Source organism: Streptomyces sp. NBC_00287 (assembly GCF_036173105.1).
Lineage (GTDB): Bacteria > Actinomycetota > Actinomycetes > Streptomycetales > Streptomycetaceae > Streptomyces.
Genome location: NZ_CP108053.1, coordinates 1714311 through 1726674, shown reverse-complemented (window position 1 = coordinate 1726674; position 12364 = coordinate 1714311). Strand labels below are relative to the sequence as shown.

Here is a 12364-nt window from a genome sequence, read left to right as displayed (position 1 = left end):
TAATCGCTGCATGAGTGAACGTCCGCGGCTGACCGTGCTCTCCGGCCCCTCAGGGGTCGGTAAGAGCACGGTCGTCGCCCATATGCGCAAGGAACACCCCGAGGTCTGGCTCTCGGTGTCGGCGACGACCCGCAAGCCCCGCCCCGGCGAGAAGCATGGAGTCCACTACTTCTTCGTCACCGACGAGGAGATGGACAAGCTGATCGCCAACGGCGAGCTGCTGGAGTGGGCCGAGTTCGCCGGCAACCGCTACGGCACGCCGCGCGCGGCCGTGCTGGAGCGCCTGGAGGCGGGTGAGCCCGTCCTGCTGGAGATCGACCTCCAGGGTGCCCGGCAGGTCCGCGAGTCCATGGCGGAATCTCGTCTGGTGTTCCTGGCTCCTCCCTCCTGGGAGGAGCTGGTGCGCAGGCTCACCGGCCGGGGCACCGAGCCGCCCGAGGTGATCGAGCGTCGCCTGACGGCGGCGAAGGTCGAACTGGCCGCCGAGCCGGAGTTCGACGTGACCTTGGTCAACACCTCCGTCGAGGACGTGGCGCGCGAGCTGCTAGCCTTGATGGACGTTGTGTGATCGTCTCTGATCGCATGACTTAATCTTTCCCATCCATCGGAAGGTAGAGCGTGTCCTCTTCCATCTCCGCGCCCGAGGGCATCATCAACCCGCCGATCGACGAGCTCCTCGAGGCCACCGACTCGAAGTACAGCCTCGTGATCTACGCGGCCAAGCGGGCCCGCCAGATCAACGCGTACTACTCGCAGCTCGGCGAGGGCCTCCTCGAGTACGTCGGTCCGCTCGTCGACACCCACGTCCACGAGAAGCCGCTCTCGATCGCCCTGCGGGAGATCAACGCGGGACTGCTGACGTCCGAGGCCGTTGAGGGCCCGGCGCAGTAATATTTCCTGCTTGCAGCAGTCTTTTCCACAGGCCCGGCAGTCATGCTGCCGGGCCTGTGGTGTGTGATGGGGGTTGTACGTTTCCGAGCCGGGGAGAGACCGTGGACAAGCCGAGGGTCGTTCTGGGTGTGAGCGGCGGTATCGCCGCGTACAAGGCCTGTGAGCTGCTGCGAAGGCTGACGGAGTCGGGACATGACGTCCGCGTCGTGCCCACCGCCTCCGCGCTGCACTTCGTCGGCGCCGCCACCTGGTCCGCCCTGTCCGGCAACCCTGTCTCGACCGAGGTGTGGGACGACGTCCACGAGGTGCCGCACGTCCGCATCGGCCAGCACGCCGACCTCGTCGTGGTCGCCCCGGCCACCGCGGACATGCTCGCCAAGGCCGCCCACGGCCTCGCCGACGACCTGCTGACCAACACCCTGCTCACCGCCCGCTGCCCGGTCGTCTTCGCCCCGGCCATGCACACGGAGATGTGGGAGCACCCGGCCACCCAGGAGAACGTGGCGACGCTGCGCCGCCGCGGCGCCGTCGTCATCGAACCGGCCGTCGGCCGCCTCACCGGCGTCGACACAGGCAAGGGCAGGCTGCCGGACCCGGGGGAGATCTTCGAGGTCTGTCGCCGGGTGCTGGCCAGGGGCGTCACCGAGCCCGACCTCAACGGGCGGCACGTCGTCGTGAGCGCCGGCGGCACCCGCGAGCCCTTGGACCCGGTCCGCTTCCTCGGCAACCGCTCCTCCGGCAAGCAGGGCTACGCCCTTGCCCGTACCGCCGCCGCGCGGGGTGCCCGCGTCACGCTGATCGCCGCGAACACCGGGCTGCCGGACCCGGCGGGCGTGGACGTCGTCCAGGTCGGAACGGCCGTACAGCTGCGGGAGGCGGTGCTGAAGGCGGCCGCCGACGCCGACGCGGTCGTCATGGCCGCGGCGGTCGCGGACTTCCGCCCTGAGACGTACGCCGCCGGAAAGATCAAGAAGAAGGACGGCCAGGACCCGGACCCGATCGTCCTGGTGCGGAATCCGGACATCCTCGCGGAGATCTCCGCCGACCGGGCCCGCCCCGGCCAGGTGGTCGTCGGATTCGCCGCGGAGACGGACGATGTGTTGGCCAACGGCCGTGCCAAGCTGGCACGCAAGGGCTGCGATCTGCTCGTGGTGAACGAGGTGGGGGAGCGCAAGACCTTCGGCTCCGAGGAGAACGAGGCCGTGGTGCTGGGCGCCGACGGCACCGAGACGCCCGTGCCGTACGGTCCCAAGGAGGCCCTGGCCGAAACCGTGTGGGATCTGGTGGCCGGGCGCCTGAGCTGAATGCCGCATTCGCTTCACGGCCTCCTGAAACCCCGCACATTGGGGTGTGGCGCCCCTGGTCAAGGCCGTGGAAGATTGGGCAGAATGCCCGTGCCGCAGGTCACAGCGCTCCCGAGAGGCGAGACAGGTGGGCCTGTGGCCGAGCGCGACCGATAAACTGTTCTCGGACGTCGCCGGGCGCAGCCCCCGAGCCCGTCCGCCAATGATCAGCCAGCAGCCGCTGCAACCCCAGGGAGCGTTGTGTCCCGTCGCCTGTTCACCTCGGAGTCTGTGACCGAGGGTCACCCCGACAAGATCGCTGACCAGATCAGCGACACCATTCTCGACGCGCTTCTGCGTGAGGACCCGACCTCCCGGGTCGCCGTCGAGACGCTGATCACCACCGGCCTGGTGCATGTGGCCGGCGAGGTCACGACCAAGACGTACGCGGACATCGCGACGCTGGTCCGTAACAAGATCCTCGAGATCGGCTACGACTCCTCGAAGAAGGGCTTCGACGGCGCCTCCTGTGGCGTTTCGGTGTCGATCGGCGCGCAGTCCCCCGACATCGCGCAGGGCGTCGACACGGCGTACGAGAGCCGCGTCGAGGGCGACGAGGACGAGCTGGACAAGCAGGGCGCGGGCGACCAGGGCCTGATGTTCGGCTACGCGACGGACGAGACGCCGACGCTGATGCCGCTGCCGATCTTCCTGGCGCACCGTCTGTCGAAGCGCCTGTCCGAAGTCCGCAAGAACGGCACCATCCCCTACCTGCGGCCCGACGGCAAGACGCAGGTCACCATCGAGTACGACGGCGACAAGGCCGTCCGTCTCGACACGGTCGTCGTCTCCTCGCAGCACGCCTCCGACATCGACCTGGAGTCGCTGCTCGCCCCCGACATCCGCGAGTTCGTCGTGGAGCCGGAGCTGAAGGCGCTCCTGGACGAGGGCATCAAGCTGGACACCGAGGGCTACCGCCTGCTGGTCAACCCGACCGGCCGCTTCGAGATCGGCGGCCCGATGGGCGACGCCGGCCTCACCGGCCGCAAGATCATCATCGACACCTACGGCGGCATGGCCCGCCACGGCGGCGGCGCCTTCTCCGGCAAGGACCCGTCCAAGGTGGACCGCTCGGCCGCCTACGCGATGCGCTGGGTCGCCAAGAACGTCGTCGCGGCGGGCCTCGCCTCCCGCTGCGAGGTCCAGGTGGCGTACGCCATCGGCAAGGCCGAGCCGGTCGGTCTGTTCGTCGAGACCTTCGGCACGGCCAAGATCGACGCCGAGAAGATCGAGAAGGCGATCGACGAGGTCTTCGACCTCCGCCCGGCCGCGATCATCCGCGACCTCGACCTGCTCCGCCCGATCTACGCCCAGACGGCCGCGTACGGCCACTTCGGCCGCGAGCTCCCCGAGTTCACCTGGGAGCGCACGGACCGTGTGGACGCGCTGCGCGCGGCGGCGGGGCTGTAGGACTCCGCTGTCAGCTGACGAGGCCCGGCACTCCCTTGGGAGTGCCGGGCCTCGGCTCGTTACTCGCGTGGTGCGCCGGATTCGGGTGGCGCCTCGTCTCCCGCGGCGTCGTCCTCGGACCGGTCACCTCCGTGGAGGCCGAAACGGCGTTTGATCTCCTCGGCGGCTCCGGTCTTGCCGTGGGCCTGAGCGAGTTGGAGAAGCCGATCGGCGAAGAGATGGACATCCGGATCGTCGGCTGCGAAACCGAACCGGGCCGCAGTACGCCGACCCAGCAGGCGACCAGGGCATCACGCACGCTGCGGTACCCGATGCGTCGCAGCGTGGCGTTTCCCGTTTCCTCATGCGGAGGGAAGCCGACATCGGGCGTCGCGTCGAGAAAGCGGTTTTGGCCATGCGTGGGCAAGTGAGTACGTGGTCGCGTGGGACGGGGTCGGACGGCCGAGTGCAGGCTGCTCCGGCGTCGGGTGTCAGTGGCATTTGGTAAGAATGCAAGTGTGAGCAGCGAGGATGGGCAGGTCCGTGGTGGGGCTGAGGGGGCGCCGCCGGAGCAGCTCGCGTTTATTCGGGAGAGTGTGCGTCAGGCCAAGACGCCTCGGGCCAAGCCTCGGACCTGGCGGGGGGCCGCGCTTGCTCCGGAGTTGCCTGTTGCCCGGGTCTTGGTGGACAAGGGGGTGCTGCATCTTGATCGGTACTTCGACTATGCGGTGCCGGAGGAGCTGGATGCCGATGCGCAGCCCGGGGTGCGGGTGCGGGTGCGGTTCGGGGCCGGGCGGCATCGGGTGCGGGAGGGGCGTCGTGAGGGTGGGGGGCTGATCGACGGGTTTCTTGTCGAGCGGCTGGCCGAGTCCGACTACTCGGGGCCGTTGGCTGCGCTGGCTCAGGTCGTGTCGCCGGAGCGGGTGCTCGATGAGGAGCTGCTGGGGTTGGCCCGGGCTGTCGCGGACCGGTATGCGGGGAGTCTGGCCGATGTGCTTCAGCTCGCTGTTCCGCCGCGCAGCGCCCGGGCCGAGCAGCGGCCCTCTCCCGAGCCGTTGCCGGCGCCGGGGGTGCCTGAGGTGGGGTCCTGGGGGCGGTACGAGCATGGGGACGCGTTTCTGCAGGCGCTGGCCTCGGGTGGGTCGCCTCGGGCCGTGTGGAGCGCCTTGCCCGGGCCTGAGTGGAGCGAGGAGATCGCTCGGGTTGTCGCGGCGACGCTGGCGTCGGGGCGTGGAGCTTTGGTCGTGCTGCCCGACGGGCGGGCTGTTGCGCGGGTCGATGCCTCGTTGACCGCTCTGTTGGGGGACGGGCGGCATGCCGTGCTCACCGCCGATGCCGGGCCCGAGAAGCGGTATCGGGAGTGGCTTGCTGTGCGGCGCGGGTCCGTGCGCGCCGTCGTGGGGACTCGGGCCGCCATGTTCGCACCGGTGCGGGACCTTGGGCTGGTGGTCATCTGGGACGACGGGGACGACAGCCACAGTGAGCCGCATGCTCCTCAGCCGCATGCGCGCGATGTGTTGTTGCTGCGGGCCGCGCAGGACAAGTGTGCGTTTCTGCTGGGGGGTTGGAACTGCACCGTCGAGGCCGCGCAGCTCGTGGAGAGCGGGTGGGCTCGGCCGCTGGTCGCCGGGCGGGAGCAGGTACGGGGGGCGGCGCCGCTGGTGCGGACGGTGGGGGACGCTGACCTTGCCCGGGACGAGGCCGCGCGGGCCGCTCGGCTGCCCACGCTCGCCTGGCAGGTCGTCAGGGAGGCGTTGCGGCACGGGCCGGTGTTGGTGCAGGTGCCTCGGCGGGGGTATGTGCCGCGGTTGGCGTGTGCCAACTGTCGGGCGCCTGCTCGGTGTCGGCACTGTTCGGGGCCGTTGGAGGCGCAGGACGCCGGGGCGTTGCGGTGTGGGTGGTGTGGGCGTGAGGAAGGCGCCTGGCACTGTGCGGAGTGCGGGGGGTTTCGGCTTCGGGCGCAGGTGGTGGGGGCTCGGCGGACCGCGGAGGAGTTGGGGCGGGCGTTTCCTGCTGTGCCGGTGCGGACGTCCGGGCGGGAGCATGTGCTGGACACCGTGCCGGGGGCGCCTGCGCTGGTGGTGAGTACGCCGGGGGCTGAGCCGGTGGCGGAGGGGGGTTACGCGGCGGCCCTGCTGCTGGACGGTTGGGCCATGCTGGGGCGGCCTGATCTGCGGGCCGGGGAGGATGCGTTGCGGCGGTGGATCGGGGCGTGTGCGCTGGTGCGGCCGCAGGGTGTCGGGGGGACCGTGGTGGTCGTGGCTGAGCCGACCTTGCGGCCTGTGCAGGCGCTCGTGCGGTGGGATCCCGTGGGGCATGCGGTGCGGGAGCTTGCGGAGCGGGCCGAGCTGGGGTTTCCGCCGGTGTCTCGGATGGCGGAGGTGTCGGGTACGGCGGAGGCTGTGGGGGAGTTTCTGCGGGCCGTGGAACTGCCTGGGGAGGCGGAGGTGTTGGGGCCGGTGGCTGTGCCTGTTACGGCGCCCGGGCGACCCCGGCGGGTTGGGGGGCCGCCGCCGGGGGAGCGGTGGGAGCGGGCCTTGATTCGGGTGCCGCCGGGGAGGGGGGCGGCGTTGGCCGCTGCGCTGAAGGCTGCGCAGGCTGCTCGGATGGCTCGAGGTGGGGCGGGTGGGGAGGCGGCGGTTCGGGTGCGGATTGATCCGCCGGATATTGGGTGACTTTGGCTACGCGGGGCTGAGGTGGGGGTCTGTTCGGCGCTGGTGGGGTGCCGTGGGTTGCGGTGCCGTGGGTGTGGGTGCGCTCGCCCGCGCTTGCGGGGTGCCGCTGCGCCCACCCGTGCCGCCCCAGCGGCACGACTGCCCGCAGCGGCGCGGGTTTGGGCGGCGTGGTTGCCGGGTGGGCAGTGCTCGAGCGGCGCGACTGGCCGTAGCTGTGCGGGTTGGGCGGCGCGGTTGCCGGGTGGGCAGTGCTCGAGCGGCGCGACTGGCCGTAGCTGTGCGGGTTGGGCGGCGTGGTTGCCGGGTGGGCAGTGCTCGAGCGGCGCGACTGGCCGCGGCTGTGCGGGTTGGGCGGCGCGGCTGCCGGGTGGGCAGCGCTCCAGCGGCGCGAGTGCCCGCAGCGGCGGCGGGTGCATGCACCCCACGACCGCGACTGCCCGCAGTGGCGGCGGGTGCATGCGCCCCGCGACCCCGGTCCTCCCGATGTCGGCGCGGGAGGGCCGGGGTCGCGGGGCTGGGGTGTCAGCCGTTGCGGGGGGCTGGGAAGGCTGGGGGGCGGGGGTCTTCTCGGAAGGTGGGGGTGGTGGCTGTGGGCTGGGTGGGCATGGAGCGGGCTGCGGGGACCGAGGGGACTGACGGGAGGCCCGTGTTGACGCTTACCGTTCGCGTGCTCGCCTGCTCGGTCGTGCGCTCTGCCTCGGCTGCCGCCTGGGTCGCGGCGCGGCGGGAGCCGTAGCGGCGGTGGACCGCCTGCTTGGTCACGCCAAGGGCGGAGCCGACCGCGTCCCACGAGAAGCCGAGTGAGCGGTCGAAGTCCACGGCCGCCGTCACCAGGGTCTCGACACTGTCCCGCAGTTCCTGGGCGAGACGTACCGTCGGGGCGGGAGCGCGTCCGTAGACGACGAAGCCCGTGGACGGGCCGGAGCGGCGCGGGCGGTAGACGTTGCCCAACTGGGCGGTGAGCGTGCGCAGTGCGTCCACCTGCCGGCGGACCCGCTCGATGTCCCGCACCAGCAAGTGCAGGCTGGCCCGAGCCTGGGCGTCGTGGGTTGCGTGGTCGGCCATGAACAAGCCTCTCGAACCGGCGTTGAAAAGGATTGGGCCGCGTGATCGGCGGCCCGTTGTGGTCAACTCTTTCTTGACCAACGCGTTTACGCTCCGCTGGTCACGCAGAGGGGGCGTACCGGCATATGCGTGCGCCGGGGTGGAGGTTGGTCAAGAGGCCGGACCCTCCTGCGGGGTTCCTCGTCGTCGGCGGCTTTCCCCTCGCCCCAATAGACTGGTGTGCTGCCCGTCCAACTCCCGACCGAGAGGCCCGCACGCACCCATGAAGCTTGTCTTCGCCGGTACCCCCGAGGTCGCCGTTCCCGCTCTGGACGCTCTTCTCGCCTCCGGGCGGCATGAGGTGGCCGCCGTTGTCACGCGGCCCGATGCTCCTGCCGGGCGGGGGAGGAGGCTGGTTGCCTCTCCCGTGGCCGAGCGGGCCGAAGAGGCCGGGATCGAGGTGCTCAAGCCCGTCAAGCCGCGGGATCCGGAGTTCCTTGAGCGGCTCAGGGAAATCGCACCGGATTGCTGTCCTGTCGTTGCCTATGGGGCTCTGCTGCCGCGCGTCGCCCTCGACATCCCGGCCCACGGCTGGGTCAACCTGCACTTCTCCCTGCTGCCCGCCTGGCGCGGTGCCGCCCCTGTGCAGCACTCCATCATGGCCGGGGACGAGATCACCGGTGCCACCACCTTCCTCATCGAGGAAGGCCTCGACTCCGGGCCCGTCTACGGCACCGTGACCGAGACCATCCGGCCCACCGACACCAGCGGCGACCTGCTCACCCGGCTCGCCTTCGCCGGCGCCGGGCTGCTCGCGGCGACCATGGACGGCATCGAGGACGGCTCCCTGAAGGCCGTACCGCAGCCGGGCGAGGGCATCAGCCTGGCCCCGAAGGTCAATGTCGAGGACGCCCATATCGACTGGACCGCCCCTGCCCTGCGCGTCGACCGGGTTGTACGCGGATGCACGCCGGCGCCCGGCGCCTGGACCGTCTTCCGCGGTGAGCGGCTCAAGCTCATCCAGGTTCAGCCGGTCCCGGACCGCAACGAGCTCGCCCCGGGCGCGCTCGCCGTCGGCAAGAACAGCGTGCACGTCGGCACCGGTTCGTACGCCGTGGAGCTGCTGTGGGTGCAGGCCCAGGGCAAGAAGCCGATGCGGGCGGCCGACTGGGCACGCGGCGCGCGGATCGCCGACGGGGAGCGCCTCGGGGCCTGACCGGCCGCGCACCGGGCACGCGGTGCGACGTACGCTGGACGCACACGTATCCAGCGATGACACACCGATCATCCAGCGATGAGCGCATCCTCCGTCCAGCGATGAGCGCACCCTTCATCCAGCGATGACGCACTCTTCATCCAGCAATCCGGAGCACCTTTTCGTGAGCGACACCTCCCGTCGGCCCCGCAAACCCGGCAAGCCCTACCGGCGGCCCAAGAAGGACCCCGTCCGCGTTCTCGCCTTCGAGGCCCTGCGGGCCGTGGACGAGCGGGACGCGTACGCCAACCTCGTGCTGCCGCCGCTGTTGCGCAAGGCGCGGGAGCAGGGTGACTTCGACGGGCGGGACGCCGCTCTCGCCACCGAGCTGGTGTACGGGACGCTGCGCCGGCAGGGGACGTACGACGCCGTCATCGCCGCGTGTGTCGACCGGCCGTTGCGGGAGGTCGACCCGCCGGTGCTCGATGTGCTGAGCCTCGGGGCGCACCAGTTGCTCGGGACGCGCATTCCGACGCACGCCGCGGTGTCCGCCTCGGTCGAGCTCGCCCGGGTCGTCCTCGGCGACGGGCGGGCCAAGTTCGTCAACGCCGTACTGCGGAAGGTCTCCCAGCACGACCTCGACGAGTGGATCGAGCGGGTCGCGCCGCCCTACGACGACGATCCCGAGGAGCACCTCGCCGTCGTGCACTCGCATCCGCGCTGGGTCGTCTCCGCGCTGTGGGACTCGCTCGGCGGCACACGCGCCGGGATCGAGCGGCTACTGGAGGCCGACAACGAACGGCCCGAGGTGACGCTGGTCGCCCGCCCTGGACGGGCCACCACCGAGGAATTGCTCGACGAGGACGCCGCGGTGCCGGGGCGCTGGTCGCCGTACGCGGTCAGGCTTGCCGAGGGTGGTGAGCCCGGTGCCATCGAGGCCGTACGCGAGGGGCGTGCCGGGGTGCAGGACGAGGGCAGTCAGCTTGTCGCTCTCGCGCTGGCCAACGCTCCGCTCGACGGGCCGGACGAGAAGTGGCTCGACGGGTGTGCCGGGCCGGGTGGCAAGGCCGCGCTTCTCGCCGCACTCGCTGCCGGACGCGGAGCCATGCTGCTCGCCTCCGAGAAGCAGCCGCACCGGGCCGGGCTCGTGGCCAAGGCGCTCGACGGCAATCCCGGGCCGTATCAGGTCATCGCCGCCGACGGGACCCGGCCGCCGTGGCGGCCCGGCTCCTTCGACCGGGTGCTGATGGACGTACCGTGCACCGGTCTCGGCGCCCTGCGGCGGCGGCCGGAGGCGCGGTGGCGGCGCAGGCCCGAGGACCTCGACGGGTTCGCGCCGCTCCAGCGGGGCCTGCTGCGCACCGCGCTCGACTCCGTGCGGGTCGGCGGGGTCGTCGGTTACGCCACCTGTTCCCCGCATCTCGCCGAGACCCGCGCCGTCGTCGACGACGTGCTTAAGCAGCACCCGGGCGCCGAGCTGATCGATGCCCGCCCGCTGCTGCCCGGCATGCCGGAGCTGGGCGACGGGCCCGACGTACAGCTGTGGCCGCATCTGCACGGGACCGACGCGATGTATCTGGCGCTGATCCGCCGGACCGCCTGAGGCCGGTTGCGGGAGATGATCGCCTGGCTCACGGTCCCGCTGGACGACCCGAGTGTGTGTCCGCCGCAGCAGGACTGACCGGCACCGGCTCGGCGCCGTCCTCCTTCGCCAGCCGGTGCGGCCACCACACCTTCGGGCCCACGTCCAGGAACAGCGCCGGGACCAGGATCGAGCGCACGATGAAGGTGTCCAGGATGACGCCCAGCGCGACCGCGAAGCCGATCTCCGCGAAGGCGACCATCGGGAGCGTGCCGAGGGCGGCGAAGGTGCCGGCCAGGACCAGGCCGGCCGAGGTGATCACCGCGCCCGTCGCGGCGAGTCCGGTCACCACGCCCGCACGGGTGCCCTGGCGGGCCGCCTCCTCGCGGATCCGGGTGGTCAGGAAGATGTTGTAGTCGATGCCCAGGGCGACCAGGAAGACGAAGACGAACAGCGGGAAGTCCGTCGACTCGCCCGCGTAGTCGAAGAGGTACCGGAAGGCGAAGGCGCTGATGCCCAGGGCCGCCGCGAAGGACAGGATCACCGTGCCGATCAGCAGGAGCGGGGCGATCAGGGCGCGCAGCAGGGCGCACAGGATCAGCAGCACCACGACCAGCACCAGCGGGATGATCACTATGTTGTCGTGCGTGGTCGCCTTGTCCATGTCCAGCAGGGCCGCCGTACCGCCGCCGACCTGGGCGTCGGCATCAGGCACCGCGTGCACGGCGTCGCGGACGCGCTCCACCGTGTCCTTGGCGGCCTCGCTGTCGGCGGGGTCGGACATGGTGGCCTCGAACAGGACCTTGCCCTCGAAGGACGGTTTCGTGCCCGGTGGCAGGCCCAGCGACTCCGGGACCACGCCCGGGGTGTCCGCGACGACTCGGCCGACCTCCTGGGCCTGCGCCTGGTTGCTGATGATGACGAGCGGATCGCCGCTGCCCGCCGGGAAGTAGCGCTCGGAGACCTCCTGGCCGGTGATCGAGTCCGGGGTTCCGGTGAAGGCGTCCGCGTTGCTGATGCCCTCGGCGCGCAGCTGGATCAGGCCGAGGGAACAGATGGCGAGGACCACCGCCGTGACGGCCCAGACCATGCGCGGCCGGGCGGCGATACGACGGCCCATACGGGCCCACAGGCCCCGCTCGTGCGGGTTCGGGGCGCCGAGGTGCGGGATCACCGGCCAGAAGATCCAGCGGCCGAAGATCACCAGCAGCGCCGGGAACAGCGTCATCATGGCCAGCAGAGCGACCGCGACGCCGATCGCGGCAACGGGTCCGAGGCCGCGCGTGGAGTTCATCTCGGCGGCCAGCAGCACCAGCATGCTCAGTACGACGGTCGCGCCGGAGGCGATCACCGCCGGGCCCGCGCGGTGCAGGGCCAGTGCCATCGCCTCGTGCCGGTCCTCGTGGCCGCGCAACTCCTCGCGGTAGCGGGCGACGAGCAACAGGGCATAGTCCGTCCCGGCACCGAAGACGAGCACGGTGAGAATGCCCGCGCTCTGGCCGTTCACGGTCAAGCCCGCGTGCTCCGCCAGGAAGTAGATGAGGGCCTGCGCGGTGAACAGGGCGGCGATCACGGCGAGCAGCGGGACCAGCAGGAGGGTCGGGCTGCGGTAGGTGATCAGCAGCATGACGATGACGACCGCCATGGCCGACAGCAGCAGTGTGGAGTCGATGCCCTCGAAGGCCTCGGCGAAGTCCGCCGACGTACCGCCCGGACCCGTGATGTGGACGGCGAGCCCGTCGCCGCCCTCCCCGACGATGTCCCGGATGTCGTCGACCGCGGGCGCGATCTCCTCCCAGCCCTTCTCGTCCATGGTGATCGGCACATACACCTGCGCCGCGCGCGGGTCGGTCTCCCGGTCGAAGGTGGGCCCACGGGTCTCGTCACCGCGGATGCCATGAGCGGTGAGCTGCTTCAGCTCGCGCACGTCCTCGTCGATCGTGGCCCTCTCCTGGGCCGTGAGCCCGCTCTCCCGGGCGTAGATGACGATGGCGGGGATCTGCTCGGGCCTGAAGTCCTCGGAGGTCTGCAGGACTTGGGTGGACTCGGCGGAGCCGGGCAGCCAGGAGGCGGCGTCGTTGTCCTGGGCGTCGGTGAGTTTCTGGGCGAACGGAGCCGTAAGGAACAGCACGATGAGCCACAGCACCAGCACGACCCACTTGGCCCGCCGGCCACAGACGAGATGTGCGATCCCACGCTTTTCAGTCATGGCCACCCCCGAGGCCGAAAGGATGCCATGCACGCG

General features: G+C 71.1%; 10 protein-coding genes. 8 read left to right on the top strand and 2 right to left on the bottom strand.

The features are described 5' to 3' along the window. Positions 1–10 precede the first annotated feature (10 nt). From gmk to OHT76_RS07785, 6 genes are all read left to right on the top strand, one after another. Complete coding sequence (gene gmk / locus OHT76_RS07810; RefSeq protein ID WP_328870014.1) at positions 11–568, top strand: guanylate kinase; 558 nt, start codon at positions 11–13, stop codon at positions 566–568. A gap of 50 nt (positions 569–618) precedes the next feature. Beyond that, entirely contained in the window at positions 619–891 is a 273-nt protein-coding gene (rpoZ, locus tag OHT76_RS07805; protein ID WP_003988945.1) for a DNA-directed RNA polymerase subunit omega, read from the top strand. Between the two features lie 101 nt (positions 892–992). Then, a complete protein-coding gene (coaBC, locus tag OHT76_RS07800) occupies positions 993–2195 on the top strand; it encodes a bifunctional phosphopantothenoylcysteine decarboxylase/phosphopantothenate--cysteine ligase CoaBC (protein ID WP_328870013.1) in 1203 nt (400 codons plus the stop codon). A gap of 240 nt (positions 2196–2435) precedes the next feature. Beyond that, positions 2436–3644, top strand: a complete 1209-nt coding sequence (gene metK, locus OHT76_RS07795) for a methionine adenosyltransferase (protein ID WP_315884637.1) — start codon at positions 2436–2438, stop codon at positions 3642–3644. A gap of 131 nt (positions 3645–3775) precedes the next feature. Next, complete coding sequence (locus OHT76_RS07790; protein WP_328870012.1) at positions 3776–4054, top strand: hypothetical protein; 279 nt, start codon at positions 3776–3778, stop codon at positions 4052–4054. Between the two features lie 87 nt (positions 4055–4141). Next, positions 4142–6298 (top strand): primosomal protein N', encoded by a 2157-nt coding sequence (locus OHT76_RS07785; protein WP_328870011.1) that lies wholly within the window; start codon positions 4142–4144, stop codon positions 6296–6298. A gap of 522 nt (positions 6299–6820) precedes the next feature. On the opposite strand, the gene OHT76_RS07780 is transcribed toward OHT76_RS07785, so the two are convergent. Continuing rightward, the gene (locus OHT76_RS07780) at positions 6821–7363 is read right to left on the bottom strand and encodes a hypothetical protein (RefSeq protein ID WP_328870010.1); all 543 of its coding nucleotides are present in this window, start codon (positions 7361–7363) and stop codon (positions 6821–6823) included. 262 nt (positions 7364–7625) lie between these two features. Here OHT76_RS07780 and fmt point away from each other — a divergent pair, with 262 nt between their 5' ends. Further along, complete coding sequence (gene fmt, locus OHT76_RS07775; RefSeq protein ID WP_328870009.1) at positions 7626–8558, top strand: methionyl-tRNA formyltransferase; 933 nt, start codon at positions 7626–7628, stop codon at positions 8556–8558. 163 nt (positions 8559–8721) lie between these two features. Then, on the top strand, positions 8722–10140 hold the full coding sequence (locus OHT76_RS07770; protein WP_328870008.1) for an RsmB/NOP family class I SAM-dependent RNA methyltransferase: 1419 nt from the start codon (positions 8722–8724) through the stop codon (positions 10138–10140). Between the two features lie 28 nt (positions 10141–10168). Here the strand turns inward: OHT76_RS07770 and OHT76_RS07765 are convergent, their stop codons facing one another. Beyond that, complete coding sequence (locus OHT76_RS07765) at positions 10169–12328, bottom strand: MMPL family transporter (RefSeq protein ID WP_328870007.1); 2160 nt, start codon at positions 12326–12328, stop codon at positions 10169–10171. Positions 12329–12364: the final 36 nt, after the last annotated feature.

What these genes read in the sequence shown, in the direction of transcription:
- fmt (WP_328870009.1), top strand. Translation starts at nt 7,626, where the DNA reads ATGAAGCTTGTCTTCGCCGGTACCCCCGAGGTCGCCGTTCCCGCTCTG.
- OHT76_RS07780 (WP_328870010.1), bottom strand. Translation starts at nt 7,363, where the DNA reads ATGGCCGACCACGCAACCCACGACGCCCAGGCTCGGGCCAGCCTGCAC.
- gmk (WP_328870014.1), top strand. Translation starts at nt 11, where the DNA reads ATGAGTGAACGTCCGCGGCTGACCGTGCTCTCCGGCCCCTCAGGGGTC.
- OHT76_RS07765 (WP_328870007.1), bottom strand. Translation starts at nt 12,328, where the DNA reads ATGACTGAAAAGCGTGGGATCGCACATCTCGTCTGTGGCCGGCGGGCC.